This is a genomic window from Paracoccus versutus, from assembly GCF_000763885.1.
Taxonomy (GTDB): domain Bacteria; phylum Pseudomonadota; class Alphaproteobacteria; order Rhodobacterales; family Rhodobacteraceae; genus Paracoccus; species Paracoccus versutus.
Genome location: NZ_JRKO01000018.1, coordinates 19,818 through 43,561 on the forward strand (window position 1 = coordinate 19,818; position 23,744 = coordinate 43,561).

A 23,744-nucleotide genomic window follows, 5' to 3' on the forward strand; every position below is an offset into this window, starting at 1 on the left:
AAAAAGTTGCGCCGGGGTCAGCCGAGCATGGGTTTTCCCGCGACATAGGTCTGGGCGATGGCGCGGTCGTCGCCGAGAATCTGCAGGATGAACAGCTCTTCGGCCAGGGTCTCGGCCCGCTCCATGCGCAGCGCCATCGCCGGCGTCGCGCGGCTGTCCAGCACCACCAGGTCGGCGTCAGAGCCAGGCTCCAGCGTGCCGATGCGGTCGGCCATGCCGAGCGCCAGCGCATTGCCGCGGGTGATCCAGTGGAAGGCGGCGAGGGGATGCAGCTTCTGGCCGCGCAGCTGCAACACCTTGTAGCCCTCGGCCAGGGTTTGCAGCATGGAATAGCTGGTGCCGCCGCCGACATCGGTGGCGATGCCGCTGGTCACGCCCGCGGCGCGCAGGCCCGCCTCGTCGAAAAGCCCCGAGCCGAGGAACAGGTTCGAGGTCGGGCAGAACACCGCCCGGCTGCCGGTCTCGGCCATGCGGGCGATCTCGCGCGGCTCGAGATGGATGGAATGGCCGAGCAGCAGCTTGTCCGAGAGCAGCCCGTAGCTTTCGTAGATGTCGAGATAGTCGCGCGCCTGGGGATAGAGCTCCAGGGTGAAGGCGATCTCGTCGCGGTTTTCCGACAGATGCGTCTGGATGTGGCAGTCGGGATGTTCGCGCACCAATTGCCCGGCCATCGCCATCTGCTCGGGCGTCGAGGTGATGGCGAAGCGCGGGGTGATGGCATAGCGCTGGCGGCCGCGGCCGTGCCATTTTTCGATCAGCCGCTTGCTGTCGTCATAGCCCTGCTGCGGCGTATCGAGGACCGCCTCGGGGGCGTTGCGGTCCATCATCACCTTGCCGGCGATCATCGCCATGTCGCGCGCCTCGGCGGCCGCGAACAGCGCCTCGGCCGATTGCGGATGCACCGAGCAGAAGGCGACGGCGGTGGTGGTGCCGTGCGAAAGCAGCAGGTCGAGGAACTTCCCGGCCATGAGCGGGGCATGGCCTTGCTGGGCAAAGCGCGATTCCTCGGGGAAGGTATAGGTGTTGAGCCAGTCGAGCAGCTGTGCCCCCCAGCTGGCGATCACCTGCACCTGCGGGAAATGGATATGCGGGTCGATGAAGCCCGGCAGGATCAGGTTCGGGCGGTGGTCGATTTCCGGCAGGCCGGGTTCGCGCAGGGCGGCGTAATCGCCCATTGCGACGATCTTGCCGGCTTCGGTGACGATGGCGCCGTCCTCGTGATAGGCGAAGGCGTCCTCGGTTTCGGCGGGGTCGGCGTGGAAGGAGAGCGTGCGCCCCCGGATCAGCTGTCGCATGGGTATTTTTTCAACGAAGAAGCGGTTTCGGTAAGGCGGCCGATGAGCTCGGCGGCGGTGAAGGCGGCGATGATCTCGGGGCGCTTGTCGCGCGAATATCCCGCGCCGATGGGGCAGGTCAGCCGGTCGGTGTCCAGCCCCTGGGCACGGGCGAAGCGGCGGAACTGCGCCAGTTTCGTCCGGCTGCCGATCATGCCGATATAGGGCGCGTCCATGCGGCGCAGCGCCTCGGCCGCCAGCAGGAAGTCCAGCGCGTGGTCATGGGTGACGATGACATGGCTGGTGCCGAAGGGGGCGTTGCGGATCTCGGCCTCGGGCAGGGGGGTCAGGCGGGTTTCGCCCGTGGCCTGCCCGAGTTCGCCCATGCGCTGGTCGATCAGGATCGGGTGCAGCGGCAGCAGCGCCAGGGCCTTGGCGAGCGCGCGGCCGACATGGCCGGCGCCGAAGATCAGCACCTGCGGATATTCGGGCCCGGCCGGGGCCTCGGCCACGCGGATCAGCGAGAGTTCGACCCGGCCGCCGCAGCATTGGCCGATCTCGGGGCCCAGCGGCACGTCCATCACGGCCTGCGCCTCGCCGCGCGCCAGCATCTGCCGGGCGCGGTCGATGGCCATGTATTCCAGCTGGCCGCCGCCGATGGTGCCGCTGAGGCCCTGGGGGGTGACGAACATCGCCGCCCCCTTCTCGCGCGGGGACGAGCCGCGGGTGCGGGTGATCTCGACCCGGATCATGGCCGCAGCCGCTCGATGGCCATCAGCACGCGCTCGGGGGTGGCGGGCGCGTCGATGCGCGGGTTCTCGGCATAGCCGTTGAACGAGGCCACCGCCATGTTCAGCGCCTGAAAGACCGAGATGCCCAGCATGAAGGGCGGCTCGCCCACCGCCTTCGAGCGCTTGATCGTCGCCTCGCGGTTCACCGACCAGTCGGCCAGCTGCACGTTGAAGACCTTGGGCCGGTCCGAGGCCAGCGGGATCTTGTAGGTCGAGGGCGCATGGGTGCGCAGCCGGCCCTTCTGGTCCCACCACAGTTCCTCGCTGGTCAGCCAGCCGGTGCCCTGCACGAAGGCGCCTTCGACCTGGCCCTTGTCGAGCGCCGGGTTCAGGCTGCGGCCCACGTCATGGAGCACATCGGCGCGCTCGATCACGTATTCGCCGGTCAGCGTGTCGACCGAGACCTCGGAGCAGGCGGCGCCATAGGCGAAGTAGTAGAAGGGCCGGCCCTGCCCGGTGTCGCGGTTCCAGTGGATCTTGGGCGTCTTGTAGAAGCCCGCGGCCGACAGCTGGACCCGCGCCAGATAGGCGGTGTTGACAAAATCCTGGAAGGGCATTTCCTCGGTGCCGATCTGCACCGTCTCGCCGATGCTGACCAGTTCCGGCGGCACGCCCTTGGCCTCGGCGGCGAAGGCGGTCAGCCGCTCGATCAGCTGGCGGCAGGCGTCCAGCGCCGCCATGCCGTTCAGGTCCGAGCCCGAGGACGCCGCGGTGGCCGAGGTGTTCGGCACCTTCTCGGTCGTGGTCTTGGTGATGCGGATGCGGTCGATGCTGACCCCCAGCGCCTCGGCCACCACCTGCGCGACCTTGGTGTTCAGGCCCTGGCCCATCTCGGTGCCGCCGTGGTTCAGGTGGATCGAGCCGTCCGAGTAGATGTGGATCAGCGCGCCGGCCTGGTTGTACCAGGTCGCGGTGAAGCTGATGCCGAACTTGACCGGGGTCAGGGCGATGCCCTTGCGGATCGCGCCGCCCTGTTCCTGGGCGCGGGCGTTCCAATCCAGCACCGCCTGGCGGCGGGCATGGTAGTCGCTGCTGGCCTCGAGTTCCTCGAAGATGCGCGGCAGGATCTGGTCCTCGACCTCCTGGTGATAGGGGGTGAGCTGGCCGTTCTCGTAGAGGTTCAGCTTGCGGATCTCCAGGGGGTCGCGGCCGAGGGCATAGGCGATGTCCTCGACGATGCGCTCGGCCATGACCACGCCCTGCGGGCCGCCGAAGCCGCGAAAGGCGGTGTTCGAGCAGGTGTTGGTCTTCATCGGATGGCTGCGCAGTTCCACCGCCGGGTAATAATAGGCGTTGTCGGCGTGGAACAGCGCCCGGTCCGTCACCGGGCCCGACAGGTCCGAGGACCAGCCGCAGCGGGCGTAGAAATCGGCGTCCACGGCGTGGATCCTGCCGGTCTCGTCATAGCCCACCTGGTAGTCGATGACGAAATCGTGCCGCTTGCCGGTGATCGAGAAATCGTCGTCGCGGTCGGGGCGCAGCTTGACCGCGCGCCCGAGCTTCTTGGCCGCCAGCGCCGAGATGCAGGCAAAGGGGTTCATCTGCGATTCCTTGCCGCCGAATCCGCCACCCATGCGGCGCACGTTCACCACCACGGCGTTCGAGGGCACGCCCAGCACATGGGCGACCATGTGCTGCACCTCGCTGGGATGCTGGGTCGAGACGTTGACCACGACCTCGTCGTCCTCGCCGGGGATCGAGAAGGCGATCTGGCTTTCCAGGTAGAAATGCTCCTGCCCGCCGACGGTCAGCCGGCCTTCGATGCGCCGGGGCGCGCGGTCCATTTCGGCCATGTCGCCGCGCTTGAGCTTCAGGGGCTTGGTCACATAGCCCAGCCCGGCGTCGCGGGCGCTGATCGCGTCGATGGCAAAGGGCAGTTCCTCGTATTCCACGCGGGCCAGCTGGCAGGCGCGGCGGGCCTGGTCGCGGGTCTCGGCCACCACGGCGAAGATCGGCTGGCCGTGGAACTGCACCTCGTCCCCGGCCAGCAGCGGCTCGTCGTGCAGGCCGGTGGGCGAGATGTCGTTATGGCCGGGAATGTCCGCGGCGGTCAGCACCAGATGCACGCCGGGGGCCTTGCGCACCGCATCGAGGTCCATCGAGACGATGCGGCCATGCGCCACGGTCGAAAGCCCCAGATAGGCGTGCAGCGTGCCCACCGGCTCCATCAGGTCGTCGGTATAGTCGGCCCGGCCGGTGACGTGCTTTTCGGCGGAATCGTGGATGATGGGCGTATGGGCGGCGCCCTTGACGAAGACGTCCTGTTTCATTCGACCCTCCTCAGGCGGTGGTCTGCGCCCTGCTGTTCAAGCCAGAAGCGGCGGAAGAAGTTGGCGGCGAGTTGCTGGCGATATTCCTTGCTGGCCCGCCAGTCGCTGAGCGGCTGGAAGTCATTGGCGACCGCGCGCGCCGCGGCCTCGAAGGTCTCGGCGGTGAAGGGCTGGCCCTTCAGCGCCGCCTCGGCCTGGGTGGCGCGCTTGGGCGTGCCGGCCATGCCGCCGAAGGCCACGCGCGCGTCGATGATCGTCGCCCCGTCGGTTTCCACCCGGAAGGCGGCGGCCGAGGCGGTGATGTCGGCATGGTGGCGCTTGGAGACCTTGTAGGCGGCGATCCTGGCCTCGCCCTTCAGGGGCACGGTGATCGCCTCGACGAATTCGCCGGGGCGGCGGTCCTGCTTGCCGTATTCGATGAAGTAATCCTCGACGGGCAATTCGCGGGTGCCCTCGGCGCTGCGCAGCCGCAGGGTCGCGCCAAGCGCGATCAGCAGGGGCGGCGTCTCGCCGATGGGCGAGCCGTTGGCGACATTGCCGCCGATGGTGCCGGCATTGCGGACCTGCCAGCCGCCGATGCGCAGCCAGTAATCCACCGCCTCGGGGAAATGCTGGCGCAGGAAGGGCTCGAACTCGGAATAGGTCACACCGGCGCCGATGGTGACATGGCCGGGGGCGATCTCGATCCGCTTGAGATCCTGAAGATGGCCGATGAACACCGCCGGAGAGATGTCGCGCAGGAATTTCGTCACCCACAGGCCGACGTCGGTGGCGCCGGCGACGATGGTGGCCTTGGGGTTCTGGGCCAGAACCTGCGCCAGGTCGGCGGCGTCGGCCGGCAGGATGGCGCGATCCTCGCCGCGCGCCACCTCGACGCGGTCGCGCGGGATCGCGGCCAGCGCGGCGGTGATGCGGTCGCGCTCGACATTCAGCGCGTCCATGTGCTGCCCGCCGGCCTCGGAAGCCGCGAAGGCCGCCTTCACGATCGGCTCGTAGCCGGTGCAGCGGCACAGGTTGCCTTGCAGCGCGGTTTCGATCGCCAGCATGTCGGGGCGCGGCTTGGACATCCACAGCCCGTAAAGCGCCATGACGAAGCCCGGCGTGCAAAAGCCGCATTGGCTGCCGTGATGCTCGACCATGGCGGCCTGGACCGGGTGCAAGCCCCCGTCCGCGCCGCGCAGATGCTCGACGGTGACGACATGGCAGCCATGGCACGAGGCCAGGAAGCGGATGCAGGCATTGATCGGCTCGTAATGCAGCCGGCCTTCGTGCAGCCGGCCGACCAGGACGGTGCAGGCGCCGCAATCGCCTTCGGCGCAGCCCTCCTTGGTGCCGGTCAGGCGGCGGTTGAGCCGCAGGAAGTCCAGAAGTGTGTCGCGCGATCCGGCCTCGGTCAGGCGGATCTCGGCGTCGTTCAGAAAAAAGCGCAATTCGTGGCCCATTCGGTCCTCGCTCGCATGGCTGGGTATGGGAAAAGCCTAGATGCGAATTGCTCTTTGCGAAATCTCGGATTGAGCATAAGACTTTCAGCGATTCCTTGAAAGAGGCGGGTTGAGACCATGCCATATCTTGAAAGTCTGCGGGTCTTCGTCCGCGTGGTCGAACTGGGCTCGATCACCGCGGGCGGGCGCGACCTGCGCATGTCGCCGGCCGTCGCCTCGAACCGGATCAAGGATCTGGAGACGCGCTACGGGGTGCGGCTTCTGAACCGCACCACCCGCAAGCTGGTGCCGACCGAGGTGGGGCGGGCCTTCTACGACAATGCCCGCCGGGTGATCGAGACGCTGGACGAGGCCGAGGCGGTGGTCTCGGGCTTTTCCGGCATGCCGCATGGCGCCTTGCGGGTGACGGCGCCCCTGGGCCTGGGGCGGCGGCTGATCGCGCCCCTGGTGCCGAAGTTCTGCGACGAATATCCCGGCGTCGAGGTGCGGTTGCGGCTGTCGGACCGCAACGTCGACATCATCGCCGACGGGATCGACCTGGCCTTCTTCCTGGGCGAGCCGCAGGATTCGGCGCTGAAATGGCGGCGGATCGCGGAATGCCGGCGCGCGCTGGTGGCGACCCCCGACTATCTGGAGCAGCATGGCCATCCCCAGCGCCCCGAGGATCTGGCCGCGCATAATTGCCTGCTGCTGCGCTATCCGAGGAGCCCGGAATACTACTGGGTGCTGGAAAGCTCCGAGGGGCCGCAGAAGCTGCTGGTGAACGGCAAGTTCGACGCCGACGATGGCGACGTGCTGAGCGGCTGGGCGCTGGCGGGCAGGGGCATCGTCAACCGTCCCCGCTACGAGGTGGCCGAGCATCTGGCCGCCGGGCGGCTGGTCGAGGTGCTGCCGGACCATCCGCCGATCCCCTCGCAATTCGGCGTGCTGACGCCGCATCGCCGCCTGCAGGATCCCAAGGTGCGGCTGTTTGCCGATTTCATCGCGCGCGAGGTGCGGGGGGTGTTTGCCTGAGCCCTAGTCCCGCACCCATTCCATGAGGTGCAGATAGGGCGCGCGGCGATAGCGCGCGACGCGCTCGGGATCGCCGCCCTGCGGGGCGGGCTCGTCGAAATGCACCAGCCGCAGCCCCTGCGCCAGCAGCGCCTGCATGTAGGCATTGAAGGGGCGATGCCAGTTGCGGATCAGGATGCCGCGCCAGCTGACCCATTCCGCGCGCTCGTCCAGGTAGTTGTCGATCAGGTAGCCGGTGCCGGGATCGCCGTTCCAGCCGCCCGCCGTGCTGAATGAGTTCAGGTTGGCGACAAGCAGGCTGCCGCCGGGACGCAGGACGCGCACCATCTCGGCGATGGCGGCGCCGATGTCGTCGATGTCGATGAGCGTCAGGTAGCTGACCACCAGGTCGAAGCCGGCATCGGGCAGGGGCAGGGCCTCGGCGCGGGCCTGCACGTAGCGGCCCTTGTCGTCGCGGCTGCGCGCGGCCTCGATCAGCTTCGGCGTGGGATCGATGCCGGTCGCGGCGATGCCTTCAGCGGCAAGCATCCGGCAGAAACGCCCCTCGCCGCAGCCGACATCCAGGGCGTTGCGAAAGCCGCGGCCGCGGATGCGGGCCAGCATCGGGGCGTCGAGCACGTGGCGGCGCGAGAAATCGCCTTCCTCGCCCATGTCGGCGATCCAGGCCTCGGCGGAATCCTCCCAGCCATTCCCGCGGTCCATGCCTGCCTCCCTCGATGCTGCCGAACGGTGCAGCTAGCCGATCCGGCGGGCAGAGGCAAACAGGTCAGTTCCAGGCGAAGGTCTTGGGCAGGCCGCGATACCAGTCGATGATCGCCTGGCGTTCCTGCGGCTCCATGAAGCTGACATTGGCGGGCGGCATGGCATCGGTCACGCCGGCCTGGATGAAGATCTCGCGCGCGGCGCGGGTGATGTCGTCGGGGGTTTCCAGCAGCACGCCCTTGGGCGCGGTGTGGATGCCCTCGTACGAGGGCTCCCTGGCATGGCACATCGAGCAGCGGCCCATGACCGCGTTATAGGCGTCATCCCAACCCGGCGCGTCGAGCATCGCCTGTTGCGAGGGGGTCAGGACGCGGGCCTCGGCCTCCTCGAGCGTCTGGCGGAACATGGGCGCGGTCGAGAGCCACATGACGATGATGAACAGGATCGTGGTCGCGGCCCAGGTCCACCACTTCATGCCGCCGCCGGCGTGCATGGTGTTGAAGAAATGCCGGATGGTCACGCCCATCAGGAAAATCAGCCCGGCGATCACCCAGTTGTATTCGGTGGCGAAGGCCAGCGGATAGTGGTTCGACAGCATCAGGAAGACGACCGGCAGCGTCAGGTAGTTGTTATGCGTCGAGCGCAGCTTGGCGATCTTGCCGTATTTCGGATCGGCGGGACGCCCGGCCTTGAGGTCGGCGACGACGATGCGCTGGTTCGGCATGATGATGAAGAACACGTTCGCCGTCATGATCGTGGCGGTGAAGGCGCCCAGGTGCAGCATGACCGCGCGGCCGGTGAAGACCTGGTTGTAGGCCCAGCCCATGACCATCAGCAGCGCGAAGAGGATCAGCATCAGCAGGGTCGGGGTCTCGCCCAGCCTGGACTTGCACAGGTTGGTATAGATCAGCCAGCCGATCGAGAGCGAGCCGGCCGAGATCAGGATCGCCTGCCAGGGCGCCAGCTCCATCTTGGCGGGGTCGATCAGGAACAGCTCGGAGCCGACCCAATAGGTGACCATCAGGAGCGCCGCCCCCGAGATCCAGGTCATGTAGCTTTCCCATTTGAACCAGATCAGATGCTCGGGCATGCGCTCGGGCGCGACCAGGTATTTCTGGATGTGGTAGAAGCCGCCGCCATGGACCTGCCATTCCTCGCCATGCGCGCCGGGGGGCAGGCCCGGCACCTTGCGCAGCCCGAGGTCGAGGGCGACGAAATAGAAGGACGAGCCGATCCAGCAGATGGCGGTGACGACATGCGTCCAGCGGATGGCAAAGGCGAGCCAATCCCAGATGACGGCGAAATCGGACATACTTTGTCTCCTGTCTAGCTGGGGAAAGACTAGCCGCTTCGCGGGGTTGCGAGTATTCACGCATTTCCCCTTGCTGTCTTAACGATGCGTTGAAAATCTTTCGCGGGGTGCTGCGGAAATGAAAAAGAGGGGGCTTTGCCCCCTCAGGCCCGTGCCGGGCCTTTCACCCCCAGGGTATTTGGAAAACGGAGAAAGCCTGGGCTCAGCTGCCGCGATAGGTCGAAAAGCCGTAGGGCGAGATCAGCAGCGGCACGTGGTAATGGTCCTGTTCGGACATGCCGAAGCGCAGGGGCACCTGGTCGAGGAAGCGGGGCTTGGCCGCCTGGTGTCCCTGGGCGTCGAGCCAGGCGCCGACATGGAAGACCAGTTCGTATTCGCCGGTCTGGAACTCCGCCTCGGGCAGGATGTGCTTGTCGGTGCGGCCGTCGTGGTTGGTGACGGTCTGGGCGATCAGCCGGCGCTCGGGGTCGAGGCGGTAAAGCTCGATCCGCATGCCTTGCGCGGGCGTGCCGTTGGCGGTGTCGAGCACATGGGTGGTCAGATAGCCGGGCATTGTGGTCCTTTCCTTAGTCAATCGGCGAGCCGGGCGATGGCGGCGCGGGCCTGTTCGTTCAGGCGATTCGTGTCTGCGGTCAGCAGGTGGTGATCCTGCACCACGGCGCGGCCTTCCACATAGACCGCGCGCGGGCGGATCGGCGCGCAAAAGACCAGCGCCGCCACCGGATCCCATTGGCCGGCGGCGGACAGTTCCGAGACGTCCCAGAGCACCAGGTCGGCGCGCTTGCCGGGTTCCAGCGCGCCGATGTCGCTGCGGCCCAGCACGCGGGCGCCGCCGAGCGTGGCGATCTCCAGTGCCTCGCGCGCGCCCATGGCGGCGGGGCCGTCCTTGAGGCGGGCGACCAGCATGGCCTGGCGCGCCTCGAGGCCCAGATGGCTGCAATCGTTGCTGGCCGAGCCGTCGACGCCCAGGCCCATCGGCACGCCCGCGTCGCGCATCCGCCGCACCGGGGCGATGCCCGAGGCGAGGCGCGCGTTCGAGCAGGGGCAATGCGCGACCCCGGTGCCGCTGCGGGCGAAGAGGTCGATTTCCTTGTCCGACAGTTTCACGCAATGCGCGTGCCAGACATCCTCGCCGGTCCAGCCCAGGCTTTCGGCGTAATCGCCGGGCAGCATGCCGAAGTTTTGCAGCGAATAGGCGATATCCTCGTCGTTTTCGGCCAGGTGGGTGTGCAGCCGCACGCCCTTGTCGCGGGCGAGGATCGCCGCGTCGCGCATCAGTTCCCGGCTGACCGAGAAGGGCGAGCAGGGGGCGAGGCCGACCTGCACCATGGCGCCGGGCCTGGGGTCGTGGAAGGCGGCGACCAGGCGCTCGCTGTCCTTGAGGATCGCGGCCTCGTCCTCGACCAGGGCGTCGGGGGGCAGGCCGCCCTTGGACTCGCCGATCGACATGGCGCCGCGGGTGGCGGTGAAGCGGATGCCGATCTCGGCCGCCGCCTCGATGCTGTCGTCGAGCCGGGCGCCGTTCGGGAACAGGTAGAGATGGTCCGAGGAACAGGTGCAGCCCGAGAGCGCCAGTTCGGCAAGGCCGATCCGGGTCGACAGGCGGATGTCCTCGGGACCCATGCGGCCCCAGATCGGATAAAGCGTCCTGAGCCAGCCGAACAGCGCCGCGTCCTGGGCCGCGGGCACGGCGCGGGTCAGGGTCTGGAACAGGTGGTGATGGGTGTTGACGAGGCCGGGGGTGACGACGCAGCCCCGCGCCTCGACCACCTCGGCGCCTTCGGCCGAGAGGCCGGGGCCGACGGCGGAGATCACCCCGCCCTCGACCAGCACGTCCCCGCCGGCGATCTCGCGCCGGGCGCCGTCCATGGTCACGACCACTTCGGCGCCCCTGATGAGCAGGCGTTTCGTCATCAATGCGCCTCGGCTGCGTGGGCGGCGGCGGCGATTTCCTCGTCGCTGGTGTGCGGCGCGCCGTTGAAGAACCAGTTCAGCAGCACCGCGGCCACGGCGGCCAGAAGGATGCCGGAGTGGATCAGCGTGTGCATGGAATGCGGCAGCCACTGGTTGAAGTCGGGCGCGATCATCGGGACCATGCCCAGCCCCAGCGAGACGGCGACGATGAACAGGTTGTGCTTGTTGCCCTTGAAATCCACCGTCGAGAGGATGCGGATGCCGGTCGCGGCGACCATGCCGAACATCACCAGCCCCGCGCCGCCCAGCACCGTGGTCGGCAGCGATTCGACCAGCGCGCCCATCTTGGGGATCAGGCCCAGCACGATCATGATCGCGCCGCCCGCCACGCAGACGAAGCGCGAGCGCACGCCGGTCACGCCCACCAGCCCGACGTTCTGGCTGAAGGAGGTATAGGGGAAGGTGTTGAAGAGCCCGCCGATTGCGGTGCCGAGCCCGTCGACGCGCAGCCCGGCCGAAAGCGCCTTGGGCGTCATGCGGCGGCCGCAGATGTCGGAAAGCGCCAGGAACATGCCGGTCGATTCGATCATGGTCACGAACATGACCAGCAGCATGGTCAGGATCATCACCGGGTCGAAGATCGGCATGCCGAAATGCAGGGGCTTGATCGGGGCGAACCAGGCGGCCTCGGCGATGCCCTCGAAATGCATCATGCCGAGCGCGGCGGCCAGCAGCCCGCCGATGACGATGCCCAGGAGCACCGCGATATTGGCGACGAAGCCGCGGGCGTAGCGGGCGATCAGCAGGATCGCGGCCAGCACGGTGATGCCGATCAGGATGCGCGGCAGCGAGGCATATTCGGGATTGGCGACGGTCGGCATCAGCTTGACGCTGTCGGGGACGTCGCCGGCGGCGCGGGCGGCCTCCAGCCAGGCCTGGGCGGCGGGATCGACCAGTTGCGGCGCGGTCGGGCCGACCGGCAGGCCGAAGATCCAGTTGATGCCCACCGGCATCAGGCTGACGCCGATCACCAGGATCACCGTGCCGGTGACGACGCTGGGGAAAAAGCGCAACAGCCGGCTGACCAGCGGCGCGAAGAAGATCGAGATGAGCCCGGCGGCCATGATGGCGCCGAACATCATCCGCGCCCCCTCCTGCCCCGGATTGGACGAGGCGATGGCGACCATCGGCCCGACGGCGGCGAAGGTCACGCCCATCATCACCGGCAGGCGGATGCCGAACCATTGCGTGGCGCCGAAGGACTGGATGATGGTGACGATGCCGCAGACGAAGAGGTCGGCGGAAATCAGGAAGGCCACGTCCTGCGGCGACAGCTGCAGGGCGCGGCCGACGATCAGCGGCACCGCGATGGCGCCGGCATACATGACCAGAACATGCTGGAAGCCCAGGGCGAGCAGCCGAGGCGCGACGATGCGCTCCTCGACCGGATCAAAGCCGGGGCTGGTATCGATTGCTTGCATTCGTCCTATACCTCCCTAGTTTCAGGACGTTATGTCTCTTTAGATCTCGACTTCTTGCGCCAGTCCCTTTTCCTTTGCGATTTCAAGGACTTTCTGCGCAACCGCCAGATCCTGCAGCCCGACGCCGGTACCGTCGAACAGCGTCACCTCGGCGTCGACGCGTCCCGGATGGTCGCCCGCGACCACGGCGCCGAGTTCGCCGATCTGATCCTCGCGGATCAGGCCCGATGCGATGGCATGCTGGCATTCGCCGATGCTGACCGACTGCGCGACCTCGTCGGTGAAGATCCGGGCGCGCGCGACCAGCGCCGGGTCCAGCTCCTGCTTGCCTTTCGTATCGGTGCCCATGGCGGCGATATGCGTCGGACCCTTCACATGCTGGTCCATCAGCAGGGGCGAGAAGGACGAGGTGATCGAGATGATCACGTCGGCCTCGGTGCCCAGCCGGTCCAGCTCGACCGCCTCGAAGGGCAGGCCCAGCTCGGCCGCGGTATCGGCAAGGCGCGACAGCATCTCGGGATGCGGGTTCCAGCCGATGACCTTCTCGAACGGATGCACATTGGCCGCCGCCCGCATCTGGAAGGCGGACTGGTGGCCGGCGCCGATCATGCCCAGCACCTTGGCCCCCTTGGGCGCCAGATACTTGATCGACACCGCCGAGGCTGCCGCGGTGCGCAGCGCCGTCAGCAGGTTGCCGCCCACCGCGGCAGTCACCCGGCCGGTGTCCGGGTCGAACAGGAAGACGGTGGACTGGTGGTTGATCAGGTTGTGCTTCTGGTTGTTCGGCCAGTAGCCGCCGGCCTTCAGCCCCAGCACCAGCGCCGAGGCGTCGAAGCCGCCCTTGAAGCCGTAAAGCGCATCCTCGTGGCCGATGGCCTCGCGCACCACCGGGAAGTTATAGGCCTTGCGACGGGCCATCGAGGCGAAGATGGCCTCGATGGCCTCGAAGGCCGCCTCGGGGGTCATCAGACCCGCGATTTCCTTTTCGGCGACGACGAGCATCAGTAGCCCTTTCCGCGCGCCGAAACCGGCCAGACCGTCTCGACCTTGCCGTTCCGAACGCCGACATACCAGTCGTGGACGTTGCAGGTCGGGTCGCAATGGCCGGGCACCAGCCGCAGCTTGTCGTTGACTTTCAGCACGCCGTCCTTGTCCTCGACCACACCATGCTCGTCGCTGCACTTGATGTATTTCACGTCGTCGCGGCCATAGACGAAGGGCAGGCCGCTATCGACCGACTGCGCCTTGAGCCCGGCATCGACCACCGCCAGGTGCGGCTTGGCATGGCTCATGACCGAGGTCAGGATGAACAGCGCGTTCTCCCATTCGCCCTGGTCGATACGCTTGCCCTCGGCATCGTGGATGCGGCCGTAATCGGCATCCATGAAGGCGTAGCTGCCGCATTGCAATTCGTTGTAAACGCCCGAATTGCTTTCGAAGTAATACGACCCCGTGCCGCCGCCCGAGACGAATTCGGGGGGCAAGCCCTCGGCTTCCAACGCCGCGACGGCTTCCTTGACCTGGGCGATGGCGGCGTCCAGCTTGGCCTTGCGGTCCTCGTAGCTGTCCATGTGCTGCATGGCGCCCTGATAGGCCTGGATACCCCTGAAGACCAGGTTCGGGGCGGCGTCGGCGGCCTTGGCGATCTCGACCACGGCTTCCTTGGTGGTCACGCCGCAGCGCCCGGCGCCGCAGTCGATTTCCACGAAGATGCCCAGTTCGGTGCCGTGCTTTTGCGCCGCCGCCGACAGGTCGGCGATGTTGGACACGTCGTCGACGCAGACCGTCACCGTCGCGCCGGTCTTGGGCAGGCGGGCCAGCCTGTCGATCTTGGCCGGCTCGCGCACCTCGTTCGTGACCAGCACGTCCCCGATGCCGCCACGGGCAAAGACCTCGGCCTCGCTGACCTTCTGGCAGCAGACGCCGACCGAGCCGCCCAGCGACTCCTGCAGCTTCTGCACGTCCACCGACTTGTGCATCTTGCCGTGGCTGCGGTGGCGCATGCCATGCGCCTTGGCATAGTCGCCCATCTTCCTGATGTTGCGCTCCAGCGCGTCCAGGTCGAGGATCAGGCAGGGCGTCTGGATCTCGGCCTCGTCCATGCCCGGCAGGGCGGGGATGTCATAGCCGACCTCGTAGCCGGCGAAATCCGTTTTCGCGTTCATGGGGCTCTCCTCAATTCGGGTTCAGTTCCAGGGCAGCTTGTCGAGATCGACATTGCCGCCGGTGACGATGACGCCGACGCGCTTGCCGGCAAAGGCATCCGGGTTCTTCAGGATGGTGGCCAGCGGCACGGCGCTGGAGGGCTCCATCACGATGCGCAGGTGCTTCCAGATCAGCTTCATCGCGTCCACGATCTCGGCGTCCGAGGCGGTATAGATCTCGTGGACGTGGTTCTTGACGAAATGCCAGGTCAGATCCTTGAGCGGCACCAGCAGGCCGTCGGCGACGGTCTTGGGCGCGTCGTCGGCGATGATGTAGCCGGCCTTGAAGCTGCGATAGGCGTCGTCGGCCTGCTCGGGCTCGGCCGCGATCACCTTCACCTCGGGCGCCAGCGTCGACAGCGTCAGGCAGGTGCCCGAGATCATGCCGCCGCCGCCGATGGGGGCCACCACGGCGTCGAGCCCGTCGGTCTGCTCCATGAGCTCCTTGGCGCAGGTGCCCTGGCCCGCGATCACCCGCGGGTCGTTATAGGGGTGGACGAAATCGCCGCCGGTCTCGGCCTGCACCTTGGCGAAGGTCTCTTCCCGCGACGAGGTCGAGGGCTCGCATTCGGTGATCTTGCCGCCATAGCGGCGCACCGTGTCCTTCTTGGCCTGCGGCGCGGTGCGCGGCATGACCACGTTGCAGGGGATGCCCCGCAGCATGGCCGCGTAGCTCAGGCACGAGGCATGGTTGCCCGAGCTATGCGTGGCGACGCCCCTGGCCGCCTGCGCCTCGTCAAGGCCAAAGACCGCATTGGTGGCGCCGCGGACCTTGAAGGCCCCCGGCTCCTGGAAGTTTTCGCATTTGAAGAACAGCTGCGCGCCGGCAAGCTCGTTCAGATAGTCCGACGTGCGGATCGGCGTGCGGCGGATATGCGGCTTGATCCGCTCATGCGCGGCCAGCATGTCCTCGTAGGTCGGGATATACATCTCGCTGTCCTTCATCACGCGGCTTTCTTCTGCGCGGCGGCGGTGGTCTGGCGGTAATGTTCCTGCGCGGCAGCGACGCCCGAGCCCAGCTTGATCGGCAGGCCCAGGTCGGCCATCACCATCTCGGCCGTGGCGATGCCGGACAGCGCCATGGCGTCGGTCAGGCTGCCCAGGTGGCCGATGCGGAACACCTTGCCTGCGACCTGGCCCAGGCCGGTGCCGAAGGCCATGTCATAGGTCTCCAGCGCATGGCTGACGATCAGGTTGGCGTCGAAGCCCTCGGGGACGCGGATGGCGCTGACGCTGTCGGAATAAAGCTCGGGGCGGGCGGCGCAGAGCTTCAGCCCCCAGGCCTCGACCGCGGCGCGCACGCCGCCGGCGATGCGGTGGTGGCGGGCAAAGACGTTCTCCAGCCCCTCGGCCAGGATGCGCTCGCAGCTGGCGTTCAGCCCGTTGATCAGGCCGACCGGCGGCGTATAGGGATAGCCGTTGCGGGCATAGCCGGTCGCCATGTCGCGGATGTCGAAGAAGGTGCGCGGCAGGCGCGCGCTTTCGACCGCCGCCATGGCCTTGGGCGAGAAGCCGACGATGGCCAGCCCCGGCGGCAGCATGAAGCCTTTTTGCGAGCCGGTGACGGCGATGTCGACGCCCCATTCGTCCATGCGGAAATCCATCGAGCCGATCGAGGAAACGCCGTCGACGAACAGCATGGCCGGGTGCTTGGCGGCGTCCAGCGCGCGGCGGACGGCGGCGATGTCGGATTTCACCCCGGTTGCGGTCTCGTTATGCGTGGCCAGCACGACGCGGATCTCGTGGCCCTTGTCGGCGGCCAGGATCTCTTCGAAACGGTCGGCGGGGATGCCCTCGCCCCAGGGGGTCTCGACGAAGGTCACGTCCAGCCCGTGGCGCTGGCACATGTCGATCCAGCGGTGGCTGAACATGCCGTTGCGGGCCGCCAGCACCTTGTCGCCGGGCGACAGCGTGTTGGTGATCGCGGTTTCCCAGCCGCCGGTGCCGGTCGAGGGGAACAGGAAAACCTGCGCCTGCGTGGTCTTGAGGACTTTCTTCACCCCCTCCAGCGCCGGATGCAGCATCCGGCCGAACACCGGCGAGCGGTGGTCGATGGTGGGCATGTCCACGGCCTTGCGCATCTCCTCGGGGATGTTGGTGGGGCCGGGGATGAAGATCGGGTTCTGACTGGTCATGGCAATTCCTCCTGCGCTTGTGGACCAAGCTACGTTTTGCTGTCCATTGATGCAATTTTTCTGAAAAATATTTCGCAATCGCGGAAAAATGGCCTAAAGTGACGTGGAATCAGCCGGTTGGTCTTTTCCAAAGCTAAGCCGTGATTTTCAAGAAAATGGAAAAGTTGTCGAAAGGAAAAATTGAATGTCGGTTCAGATCCGCAAAAGGGGCCGTCCCAGGGGCCGCGCCGGCGGCCTTGGCGCCGAGGATTCGGGCGGCATCCGGGCGCTGGACCGGGCGCTCGACATCCTCGACCTGATCGCGGTCTCCAGCGGGCTGACGCTGACCGAGATCGCGCAGCGCCTGGAGATGGCGCCCTCGACCGTGCATCGGGTGCTGGTGACGCTGGCGGCGCGCGGCGTGGCGGAAAGCGACAGCCAGACCCAGGCCTGGCATGTCGGGCCGACGGCCTTTCGCCACGGCTCGGCCTTCATGCGCCGCTCGGGCCTGGTCGAGCGGGCGCGGCCGCTGCTGCGCCGGCTGATGGAGGTGACGGGCGAGACGGCGAACCTGGGCATCCTGAACGGCGATGCCGTGCTGTTCCTGAGCCAGGCCGAGACGCATGAGACGATCCGCGCCTTCTTTCCGCCCGGCACGCGCTCGGCGCTGCATGCCTCGGGGATCGGCAAGGCGCTTCTGGCCCATGCCCGGCCGGCGGACCTGAAGCGGATGATCCGCGAGATGCGGCTGGAGCGGTTCACCGAGATGACGCTGACCGACCCCCAGGCGCTCCTGGACGATCTGGCCCGCATCCGCGCCCGCGGCTATGCCCTGGACAACGAAGAGCGCACGCCCGGCATGCGTTGCATCGCCGCGCCGATCTTCGACCTGGCCGGCGAGGCGGCGGCGGGGATCTCGGTCTCGGGGCCGAGCCTACGCATGTCGGACGCACGGCTCGAGGCCATGTCCGAGGCGGTGATCGAGGCCGCGCGCGAGCTTTCCCTGGGCATGGCGCCGCATGCGGGGGCGGGCGAGGAGCGCTGATTCGTCTAATTGCGCCCGGACCGGACCTTTTCTTTCCGGGCTGATGCGGGGATTTCCCGGCCATTTGTGCATTAACCGTCGATTCACGTTCAGTTCACGCCGCCCGGCCTAGCTTCGACGCAACCTGTGACCGCGTCCGCCTGCCGGGTCCGAAGGATCCGGCGCGTGTCCTGCAAGGAGCTTCGGCATGGAAGATTTCGTTTCCCGATCCGGTCCCGGATTCGATGGGATGCAGCAATTGCACCCCCGACCGGGTTGGGAAACGGAGGCGGCGGCGGATCCTGCGGAAGCCGCGGACATGCCCGGCCCCGCCAGCCGGCTTTACGGCGCCTGCAGCGTCGAGACCTATCGCGCCGCCGGTGCGCTGCATGCCGCCCATCGCGATGCGGGCGGGTTTCTGGATGCGGTGGACCGGTTCGCCACGCCGGATTTCTGGCGCCGGGACGCGGCGGTGAAGTCCTGGATCTACGACCGGCAGGCGATGGAACATGCGCCGGGCCGGGACATGGATTCGGTGCGGGTGTTCTATCACGCCGGCCATGGCCGGATGGGCGACGACGGGGTGTTCCACCTGCCGATGGGGGCGCTCTGGACCGGGACGGACGCCTGCCTGACCGCCGAACGGATGCGGCTTGGCACCGACGGCCTGCGCTATCTGTTCTGGTCCACCAGCCAGTCGCTGCGCGTCGGGCGGGGCTTCAGCCCGCTTTACAGCTGGGCGCGGGCCAATGCCGGGCTGCGGATGCTGTTCGGCTTCGATTCGATCTGCTGGGATTCCGGCCGCTATGGCGCGAATTTCTGGCGCCACTGGCAGATGGGCAAGCCCTTTGCCCAGGCCTGGCTGGACGGGGCCTGGGACGTGGCCCCCGACCAAAGCCCGGTCGCCTGCGCCTGCGCGCCCGACCGCGATGCGGCGCTGGCCATGCTGTTCGGCGAGCGGCGCTTTGCGGCGCAGCGCGGCGCGGCGCAATGCTGGGCCTGGCGCTGGCACGCGCCCCAGGCGCTTTACCAGCGCGAGGCGGCGCTGACCGAGCCCCCGGCCGAGTTCGGCGCCGTGCGGCTGGTCCCGGTGTCCGAGGATCGCGCCCTGGCCCGCTCGGTGCTGTCGCGGCTGGGGCTGGACCCGGCCCTGGCCGCCCTCGATGCGCAGGGCGCGCTTTCGGTGGGCCAGGGGGCGCTGCGCTTCCAGCGCCGGCCGGACGGGCACATCCTGCTGGAGCTGGAGCCCGCCGCGCCGGGGCGCGGCCTGCGCGAGATGCCGCCGCGCCGCGCCCTGGTCAGCCGCGCCCGGTCCGTGCTGCGGTCATACGGCTTTCTGCCGGCGGGGATCGAGCTGGTCTTCGACCGCGTCTCGCTGGCGCTTTCGGCGACGGCCAGCCTGCGCCGGCTGGACGAGCCCGCGGCGGAAAGCCTGGACGAGATCATCGTGCAATTCCGCCAGGCGATCGACGGCATCCCGGTGCTGACCCCGGATGCCGGCACGCTGCGGCTGGCGATGCGGCCGGACGGCACCGTGCTGCGCATCGAATCGACCCTGCGCCGGGTGGCCGAGCGGATGCCGGTGCGCGCCCATCGCCACGGCCTGCCCGACGACCCGCCGCCGCCTGTGCGGCCCGAGGGCCTGCCCGAGCCCGAGCCGCAGTCGATCACCCGCATCCTGGCGCAGCATTCGGCGCGGCTGATGCGCGACCTGGCCGCGCGCGGCGCGGCGCCGCTGAGCCTGCGCACCCTGCCGGGCACCACGGAAATCGGATACGGAATCCGCAGCAACACCGCCCGTCTCGTCGCCCGCCAGGGCATCGAGATCGAATGCGTGCGCGGCTTTCGCAAGCGTTACTGGATCCAGTCTGACCTGGGTGACTGACGATCCGGTAGCCCGGAGGCGGAGGCAGCCGCCTCCGGGCACTTGACTGGCCGCACACTCTTGGCGAGGACTGTCCGAGAGAGGGAGCATGGCGGAATACACCCGCGCCGAGATCGTCCGGCGCATCGCGACGATGGGCCGTCTGCACCTGGCCGGGTCCGACCTGGCCGGGCTGGACCTGTCGGGCATGACGCTGGTGGGTGCCGACCTGTCCTATGCCGACCTGACCGAGGCCGACCTGACCGACGCGCAGCTGTCGGATGCAAGCCTGTGGTCGGCCCGCGCGCCGCGGGCGCGGTTTCGCAACGCCAACCTGTCGCGGGCCAGCCTGGGTCTGGCGGACCTGTCCGATGCCGACCTGCGCGGCGCGGTGCTGGAGCGCGCCGACCTGACCGGCGCGCGGCTGGACCGCGCGGACCTGACGGCCGCGCGGCTGCGCGGCGCCTGGCTCGACAGCATGCAGCGGGCGATGGCGACGGGCGCGCCGCCGCTGCGCTATCCGCCGCGGCACCGGCCCATGACCTGCGTGCTGCACGAGGACCACATCTCGGGCCCCGTGGCCCTGCGCTGCGGCGACCGGCTGGAGGTGCATCTGAACAGCCTGTCCGAGGCCGCGGCCCGCGACCCCCGCCTGGCCCGGCTGCAGGGCGCCCCGATCCTTGCCGGCCCCGAACTGCCCCGGCTGGATGCAGGCCCGCCCCTTGTCCTGGCCTTTGTCGCCGTCGCCCCCGGCCGCGCCCGGCTGGTGCTGGAGCCGGGCCGGGGCGGGGCGCCCATCGTGCTGGAGGTGCTGGTCTCGCCCTGACCGCCGCGGCCTCAAAGCCCCGAGCGGGTGATCCCCATCAGCCGGGCCATGCGCAGCGGCGCGACCGGATAATCCGGCTCGGCCATCAGCTCGAGCGAGAAATCCGGCTCGATCCGGCGCAGGTGGCGCAGGGCGTCGGCGGCGCCGGCCACGTCGCCGCGATGATAGCGCAGCGCCGCCAGGAAACGCAGCGAGGGCCGGTTGTCCGGGGCAAAGGCAAAGGCGGCCGCGGCCGAGTTCTCGGCATCGCCCAGCCGGCCCAGCCGCAGCTGCACCACGGCGCGGCGCATCAGCCACGAGGCCGGGCCCAGCTCGGCCAGGGCGCCGCGGGCGCCGCGCTCGGTCGCCTCCAGCGCCTCGAGGTCGCGGCCGACATCGGTCAGCGCCTGGGACAGCGCATGGCAGGCCAGCTCGTTGTCGGGATCGTTGCGGCAGGCGGCCTGCGCCAGCTCCAGCGCCCCTACCGCATCCCGCCGCCACGAGGCGGAAAGCGAGGCCACCGCCAGCACCGAGGGGTTGGCGGGCGCCAGGTCGCGCGCCTGCCGCGCAAAGGCCTCGGCCTCGTCCGAGCAGCGCGCCGGATCCTCGGTCAGCCGCTCGCTGATCAGCGTGTTGCGCAGATAGGAACGCAGCGCCAGCGCCACGCCGCTCTGCCGTTCCCGCGGCATCGCGGCAAGGATGCGGTCGGCCGATTCCAGCCGGTCGCGGGAATAGCTGAACACGTCCCAGACCGGGAAGGTCAGCCCCTGCGCCGGCGGGGCGGTCCGCCGCGCCCGGTCAAGCAGCGCCACCGCGATCTGCGCCACCGCATGGCGCATGGTCGCGGTCTCGTCGGCGGCGCGGATGGTGAAGCGCCGCGTCCAGCCGCGCGCGCCGGTGGCCAGGTCGCGCATCACCACCATCAGCGAGCAGTCGGTCCCCGCCGCATAGCAGATGGCGCCGATCTGGATGCCGGCCTGCGGCGCCCCGGCCGAGTGCCGGTCGGCCAGCACCGCCGGGATCATCTCGCAGGCGCGGGCGGCGGCCTCGTTCAGGATCATCTCGCCGATGACATGGGCGCGGGCGTCGTTGCTTTCGACCGGCTGCAAGGCCACGACGTAATCGCCGGGGGCGGGCTCGCCCGCGCACCAGGGCTCGGGCAGGGGCGGGGGCGGCAGGGGCCGTTGCAGGAAGCTGGGACCGTCGCAATCCGGCGTCAGCCGCAGGCGCATGTCGCGCAACCAGGTCTCGAACTCGGGGTCGGGCACGTCGATATCGGCGGCGAACTCGATCGGCGCGCCGCCGGCGTCATAGACCGGGGTGAGGTCGATGCGCAGCCGCTCGGCGTCCAGCCCCACCCAGCCCACGCCGGTCAGCAGGATGCCCTTTTCGGCACCCAGCGCGGCGCGCAGCTCGCGCAGCATCTGCCGCAGGCTGTCGGAACCGCGCTGCCGGCCCCGCTCGCTCCACAGCAGGTCTTGCAGCCGGGCGCGGCTGAGCCGCAGGTCCGGCGCCGTGCCCAGCAATGCCAGCGCGCCACGAGCCTTCTGGCTGCGGGGGGTGAGATCCGCCCCGCCGGCGCCGCGCAGGCGCACGGATCCCATCAGACTCAGCGTGGCAGGCATTTGATTCGCCGCATGGCTTCGTTATGGTCGCATATTGATCTTAATGCCCGGCGGCGGGGGCCGACAACAGCCGCCGCGCCGGATCGCGGCAGGGGCGCCGGGGCCAAATCCGCGCCCGGTCGCAGCGGGCACATTGCCTGCGCGGCCCGCCTGCGCTATCGGGGCGTCAAAGCAAAGGGGATCCCGAAGATGACCGAGCAGCGCAAGAGCGGCCTGTCCTATGCCGAGGCCGGAGTGGATATCGACGCGGGCAATGCGCTGGTCGAGCGGATCAAGCCCGCCGCCGCCGCCACCCGCCGCCCCGGCGTGATGGAAGGGCTGGGCGGCTTCGGCGCGCTCTTCGACCCGCGCGCGGCCGGCTACGACGACCCGGTTCTGGTGGCCGCGACCGACGGCGTCGGCACCAAGCTGCGCATCGGCATCGACACGGGCGAGCTTGACGGGCTGGGCATCGACCTGGTGGCGATGTGCGTGAACGACCTGGTTTGCCAGGGTGCCGAGCCGCTGTTCTTCCTGGATTATTTCGCCACCGGCAAGCTGTCGGTCGATGAGGCGGCGCGGGTCATCAACGGCATCGCCGAGGGCTGCCGCCGGTCCGGCTGCGCGCTGATCGGCGGCGAGACGGCCGAGATGCCGGGCATGTATGCGCGCGGCGATTTCGACCTCGCGGGCTTCGCCGTCGGCGCGATGGAGCGGGGCACGGCCCTGCCGGCGGGCGTCGCGGATGGCGACGTGCTGCTGGGCCTTGCCTCGGACGGGGTGCATTCCAACGGCTTCTCGCTGGTGCGCCGGGTGGCCGACCACGCCGGGCTCGACTGGTCGGCGCCCGCGCCCTTTGCCGCGGGCACGCTGGGCCAGGCGCTGCTGGTGCCGACGCGGCTCTACGTGCGCCCGCTCCTGGCGGCGATCCGCGCCGGTGGCGTGCATGCGGCGGCCCATATCACCGGCGGCGGCATCACCGAGAACCTGCCGCGCGTCCTGCCCCAGGGCCTCGGGGCCGAGGTGGACCGCGACAGCTTCAGCCTGCCGCCGGTCTTCGACTGGCTGGCCGGGGCCGGCGACATCGCTGATGCCGAGATGCTCAAGACCTTCAACTGCGGCATCGGCATGATCCTGGCCGTGGCCGCCGACCGCGCCGCCGAACTCGAGGCGCTGCTGAAGGCGCAGGGCGAAACGGTGGTCCGCCTGGGCCATGTCCGCCCCGGCGCCGGCGTGCGCTACTCCGGCCGGCTGCGGTGAAACGCGTCGCCATCCTGATCTCGGGCGGCGGCTCGAACATGGTCCAGCTGGTCGAATCGATGACCGGCAGCCACCCGGCCCGCCCGGTGATCGTCGGCTCGAACGACCCGCAGGCGGCGGGGCTGGCCAGGGCGCAGGCCCTGGGCGTGCCGAGCTTCGCGGTGGACCACCGCGCCTATCCCGGCGACCGCGCCGGTTTCGAGGCGGCGCTGCTGGAACCGCTGCTGGCGGCGGAACCGGACATCCTCTGCCTGGCCGGCTTCATGCGCATCCTGACCCCGGATTTCGTGCAGCGCTTCCAGGGCCGGATGCTGAACATCCACCCCTCGCTCCTGCCGAAATATCCCGGCCTGCACACCCATGGCCGCGCCATCGAGGCCGGCGATGCCGAGGCCGGGGCCACCGTCCACCTGGTCACGCCCGAACTCGACGCCGGCCCGATCCTCGGCCAGGCGCGGGTGCCGGTCCTGCCCGGCGACACGGCCGAGACGCTGGCCGCCCGCGTCCTGGTCCAGGAACACCGGCTCTACCCCGCGGTGCTGCGCCGCTTCGCCCAGGGCGACCGGACGCCGATCACCCTCACCGCAGCGTGAGAAAAGGCGCGGGTCTGCGCCTTTCTCCGTTTTCCAAATACCCTGGGGGTGCGGGGGCAAAGCCCCCGCGACGTCC

20 protein-coding genes are annotated in these 23,744 nt (G+C 68.9%); 6 read left to right on the forward strand and 14 right to left on the reverse strand.

The genetic code is table 11. The features are described 5' to 3' along the window. Positions 1-17: 17 nt before the first annotated feature. The 4 genes from guaD to xdhA are packed head-to-tail and all read right to left on the reverse strand — an operon-like array spanning position 18 to position 5,777. A complete protein-coding gene (gene guaD / locus IT40_RS09715; protein WP_036753874.1) occupies positions 18-1,295 on the reverse strand; it encodes a guanine deaminase in 1,278 nt (425 codons plus the stop codon). Beyond that, the gene (xdhC, locus tag IT40_RS09720) at positions 1,283-2,026 is read right to left on the reverse strand and encodes a xanthine dehydrogenase accessory protein XdhC (RefSeq protein WP_036753877.1); all 744 of its coding nucleotides are present in this window, start codon (positions 2,024-2,026) and stop codon (positions 1,283-1,285) included. Before xdhC ends, guaD begins: the two co-directional genes overlap by 13 nt. Continuing rightward, entirely contained in the window at positions 2,023-4,335 is a 2,313-nt protein-coding gene (gene xdhB / locus IT40_RS09725) for a xanthine dehydrogenase molybdopterin binding subunit (protein ID WP_036753880.1), read from the reverse strand. Before xdhB ends, xdhC begins: the two co-directional genes overlap by 4 nt. Continuing rightward, complete coding sequence (gene xdhA / locus IT40_RS09730; protein WP_036753882.1) at positions 4,332-5,777, reverse strand: xanthine dehydrogenase small subunit; 1,446 nt, start codon at positions 5,775-5,777, stop codon at positions 4,332-4,334. Before xdhA ends, xdhB begins: the two co-directional genes overlap by 4 nt. A 117-nt stretch (positions 5,778-5,894) precedes the next feature. Here xdhA and IT40_RS09735 point away from each other — a divergent pair, with 117 nt between their 5' ends. After that, on the forward strand, positions 5,895-6,791 hold the full coding sequence (locus IT40_RS09735; protein WP_036753885.1) for a LysR family transcriptional regulator: 897 nt from the start codon (positions 5,895-5,897) through the stop codon (positions 6,789-6,791). 3 nt (positions 6,792-6,794) lie between these two features. Here the strand turns inward: IT40_RS09735 and IT40_RS09740 are convergent, their stop codons facing one another. From IT40_RS09740 to bhcA, 9 genes are all read right to left on the reverse strand, one after another. Further along, on the reverse strand, positions 6,795-7,493 hold the full coding sequence (locus IT40_RS09740) for a class I SAM-dependent methyltransferase (protein ID WP_036753887.1): 699 nt from the start codon (positions 7,491-7,493) through the stop codon (positions 6,795-6,797). Between the two features lie 64 nt (positions 7,494-7,557). Beyond that, positions 7,558-8,805, reverse strand: coding sequence for a urate hydroxylase PuuD (locus IT40_RS09745; protein ID WP_036753889.1), 1,248 nt, complete (start codon positions 8,803-8,805; stop codon positions 7,558-7,560). 202 nt (positions 8,806-9,007) lie between these two features. Further along, entirely contained in the window at positions 9,008-9,358 is a 351-nt protein-coding gene (uraH, locus tag IT40_RS09750; RefSeq protein ID WP_036753894.1) for a hydroxyisourate hydrolase, read from the reverse strand. Positions 9,359-9,375: 17 nt separating this feature from the next. Next, the gene (locus tag IT40_RS09755) at positions 9,376-10,719 is read right to left on the reverse strand and encodes an 8-oxoguanine deaminase (protein ID WP_036753897.1); all 1,344 of its coding nucleotides are present in this window, start codon (positions 10,717-10,719) and stop codon (positions 9,376-9,378) included. Further along, positions 10,719-12,200, reverse strand: a complete 1,482-nt coding sequence (locus IT40_RS09760) for a nucleobase:cation symporter-2 family protein (protein WP_036753900.1) — start codon at positions 12,198-12,200, stop codon at positions 10,719-10,721. The genes IT40_RS09755 and IT40_RS09760 overlap by 1 nt, the downstream gene beginning before the upstream one ends. A 39-nt stretch (positions 12,201-12,239) precedes the next feature. Beyond that, positions 12,240-13,202 (reverse strand): iminosuccinate reductase BhcD, encoded by a 963-nt coding sequence (gene bhcD / locus IT40_RS09765; protein WP_036753902.1) that lies wholly within the window; start codon positions 13,200-13,202, stop codon positions 12,240-12,242. Next, positions 13,202-14,365 (reverse strand): 3-hydroxy-D-aspartate aldolase BhcC, encoded by a 1,164-nt coding sequence (bhcC, locus tag IT40_RS09770; protein ID WP_036753904.1) that lies wholly within the window; start codon positions 14,363-14,365, stop codon positions 13,202-13,204. Before bhcC ends, bhcD begins: the two co-directional genes overlap by 1 nt. 21 nt (positions 14,366-14,386) lie before the next feature. Next, positions 14,387-15,349, reverse strand: a complete 963-nt coding sequence (bhcB, locus tag IT40_RS09775; RefSeq protein ID WP_036753908.1) for a beta-hydroxyaspartate dehydratase BhcB — start codon at positions 15,347-15,349, stop codon at positions 14,387-14,389. Next, positions 15,349-16,539 carry an L-aspartate--glyoxylate aminotransferase BhcA gene (bhcA, locus tag IT40_RS09780; RefSeq protein ID WP_036753911.1) on the reverse strand — a complete coding sequence of 397 codons (1,191 nt, stop codon included), beginning with the start codon at positions 16,537-16,539 and terminating at the stop codon, positions 15,349-15,351. Before bhcA ends, bhcB begins: the two co-directional genes overlap by 1 nt. Positions 16,540-16,723: 184 nt before the next feature. On the opposite strand from bhcA, the gene bhcR reads away from it, so the two are divergent. The 3 genes from bhcR (at position 16,724) to IT40_RS09795 (ending at position 20,232) form a co-directional block, all read left to right on the forward strand. Further along, positions 16,724-17,563, forward strand: a complete 840-nt coding sequence (bhcR, locus tag IT40_RS09785; RefSeq protein WP_036753914.1) for an HTH-type transcriptional regulator BhcR — start codon at positions 16,724-16,726, stop codon at positions 17,561-17,563. Between the two features lie 298 nt (positions 17,564-17,861). Next, on the forward strand, positions 17,862-19,427 hold the full coding sequence (locus IT40_RS09790; RefSeq protein WP_084197014.1) for a DUF6345 domain-containing protein: 1,566 nt from the start codon (positions 17,862-17,864) through the stop codon (positions 19,425-19,427). A gap of 88 nt (positions 19,428-19,515) precedes the next feature. Then, complete coding sequence (locus tag IT40_RS09795) at positions 19,516-20,232, forward strand: pentapeptide repeat-containing protein (RefSeq protein ID WP_036753920.1); 717 nt, start codon at positions 19,516-19,518, stop codon at positions 20,230-20,232. 11 nt (positions 20,233-20,243) lie between these two features. On the opposite strand, the gene IT40_RS09800 is transcribed toward IT40_RS09795, so the two are convergent. After that, the gene (locus tag IT40_RS09800; protein ID WP_244274008.1) at positions 20,244-21,815 is read right to left on the reverse strand and encodes an SARP family transcriptional regulator; all 1,572 of its coding nucleotides are present in this window, start codon (positions 21,813-21,815) and stop codon (positions 20,244-20,246) included. A 210-nt stretch (positions 21,816-22,025) separates the two neighbouring features. On the opposite strand from IT40_RS09800, the gene purM reads away from it, so the two are divergent. Continuing rightward, positions 22,026-23,075 carry a phosphoribosylformylglycinamidine cyclo-ligase gene (gene purM / locus IT40_RS09805; protein WP_036753926.1) on the forward strand — a complete coding sequence of 350 codons (1,050 nt, stop codon included), beginning with the start codon at positions 22,026-22,028 and terminating at the stop codon, positions 23,073-23,075. Next, a complete protein-coding gene (gene purN / locus IT40_RS09810; protein WP_036753929.1) occupies positions 23,072-23,668 on the forward strand; it encodes a phosphoribosylglycinamide formyltransferase in 597 nt (198 codons plus the stop codon). Before purM ends, purN begins: the two co-directional genes overlap by 4 nt. Positions 23,669-23,744 lie beyond the last annotated feature (76 nt).